The sequence below is a fragment of the Halobacillus litoralis genome (assembly GCF_009856355.1).
Taxonomy (GTDB): domain Bacteria; phylum Bacillota; class Bacilli; order Bacillales; family Halobacillaceae; genus Halobacillus; species Halobacillus litoralis_B.
The window spans coordinates 1-1,540 of record NZ_WMEW01000029.1 but is presented as its reverse complement, the minus strand read 5'-3'; the positions used below and the strand labels follow the sequence as shown (position 1 = coordinate 1,540).

Annotated in this window: 9 tRNA genes and 3 rRNA genes; all 12 read right to left on the bottom strand. The window is 49.2% G+C overall.

Annotated features, from left to right (window positions below):
* Nucleotides 1-89 (bottom strand): 16S ribosomal RNA (locus GLV97_RS19670); the annotation flags it as partial.
* Nucleotides 90-209: 120 nt separating this feature from the next.
* A tRNA-Ala gene (locus GLV97_RS19665) sits at nt 210-285 on the bottom strand.
* A 15-nt stretch (nt 286-300) separates the two neighbouring features.
* Nucleotides 301-377: transfer RNA gene (locus GLV97_RS19660), tRNA-Pro, on the bottom strand.
* Nucleotides 378-383: 6 nt separating this feature from the next.
* Nucleotides 384-460 (bottom strand) — tRNA-Arg (locus GLV97_RS19655).
* A gap of 11 nt (nt 461-471) precedes the next feature.
* Nucleotides 472-560: transfer RNA gene (locus tag GLV97_RS19650), tRNA-Leu, on the bottom strand.
* Nucleotides 561-624: 64 nt separating this feature from the next.
* A tRNA-Gly gene (locus GLV97_RS19645) sits at nt 625-699 on the bottom strand.
* A gap of 7 nt (nt 700-706) precedes the next feature.
* Nucleotides 707-788 (bottom strand) — tRNA-Leu (locus GLV97_RS19640).
* A gap of 10 nt (nt 789-798) precedes the next feature.
* Nucleotides 799-874, bottom strand: a tRNA-Lys gene (locus tag GLV97_RS19635).
* 32 nt (nt 875-906) lie between these two features.
* Nucleotides 907-982, bottom strand: a tRNA-Thr gene (locus GLV97_RS19630).
* Nucleotides 983-1,003: 21 nt separating this feature from the next.
* Nucleotides 1,004-1,079, bottom strand: a tRNA-Val gene (locus GLV97_RS19625).
* Between the two features lie 11 nt (nt 1,080-1,090).
* Nucleotides 1,091-1,204 (bottom strand): 5S ribosomal RNA (gene rrf, locus GLV97_RS19620).
* Between the two features lie 147 nt (nt 1,205-1,351).
* Nucleotides 1,352-1,540, bottom strand: a 23S ribosomal RNA gene (locus tag GLV97_RS19615); the annotation flags it as partial.

Sequence of the window (1,540 nt, the reverse complement as noted above, 5' to 3'; positions counted from 1 at the left end):
AAGGGATCCGCTCGCTTCCCGCGCTCGACTTGCATGTATTAGGCACGCCGCCAGCGTTCGTCCTGAGCCAGGATCAAACTCTCCATAAAAGTAGTTTGACTTGCTCATCTGCACACCGAATGTGCTTTGTTTCAAATTCCTTCATTAAAGAAGAAATGTTTTGACGTACTGGTTGGTTCGTTCAGTTTTCAAAGATCAAATAAATCAAATGGTGGAGCCTAGCGGGATCGAACCGCTGACCTCCTGCGTGCAAAGCAGGCGCTCTCCCAGCTGAGCTAAGGCCCCATTATATGTTTGGAATGGTCGGGAAGACAGGATTCGAACCTGCGACCCCTTGGTCCCAAACCAAGTGCTCTACCAAGCTGAGCTACTTCCCGTTATAATGGCGCGCCCGAGAGGAGTCGAACCCCTAACCTTCTGATCCGTAGTCAGACGCTCTATCCAATTGAGCTACGGGCGCATGTATATATTTGGTGCCGAGGGCCGGACTCGAACCGGCACGGTGGAAACCCACCGCAGGATTTTAAGTCCTGTGCGTCTGCCAATTCCGCCACCCCGGCTCGGCAGTTTTGTATATGTCATGTTGTTTATTATAGAAATCATTAAGTAACTGAGCTTAGTAAATGGAGCGGAAGACGGGATTCGAACCCGCGACCCCCACCTTGGCAAGGTGGTGTTCTACCACTGAACTACTTCCGCTTAAGAATGCGGGTGGAGGGACTTGAACCCCCACGCCGTGAAGCACTAGATCCTAAATCTAGCGTGTCTGCCAATTCCACCACACCCGCATAGAATACATGGTGAGCCATGAAGGATTCGAACCTTCGACCCTCTGATTAAAAGTCAGATGCTCTACCAGCTGAGCTAATGGCTCTCAAGAAGTTTAAGTTAGCAACAGGCAACTCATGGTGCCGGCCAGAGGACTTGAACCCCCAACCTACTGATTACAAATCAGTTGCTCTGCCAGTTGAGCTAGGCCGGCTAACTAAATGTAAAATATAAATGGTGGAGGATGCAGGGTTCGAACCTGCGACCCCTTGCTTGTAAGGCAAGTGCTCTCCCAGCTGAGCTAATCCTCCGATATGTATCAACCTGGCGACGTCCTACTCTCACGGGGGTAAACCCGACTACCATCGGCGCTGAAGAGCTTAACTACTGTGTTCGGCATGGGAACAGGTGTGACCTCTTCGCCTTCATCACCAGATCGATGTTGTTCCTTCTTTTTCAAGGACAAGAACTATTATACCGTGTCCCGCTTTGAAAATCAAGGTGTTTTTTGAAAGTTTTTTTGAAAACCCTCAAAACTGGATAAGGAAACATTTATTGATCAAACATCATTCACGAAGTCTACATAGATAAGTCATCGATCCATTAGTATCTGTCAGCTCCACGTGTCACCACGCTTCCACCTCAGACCTATCAACCTCATCGTCTCTGAGGGATCTTATCTGCTCGAAGCAGAGGGAAATCTCATCTCAAGGGGGGCTTCATGCTTAGATGCTTTCAGCACTTATCCCGACCACACGTAGCTACCCAGCGA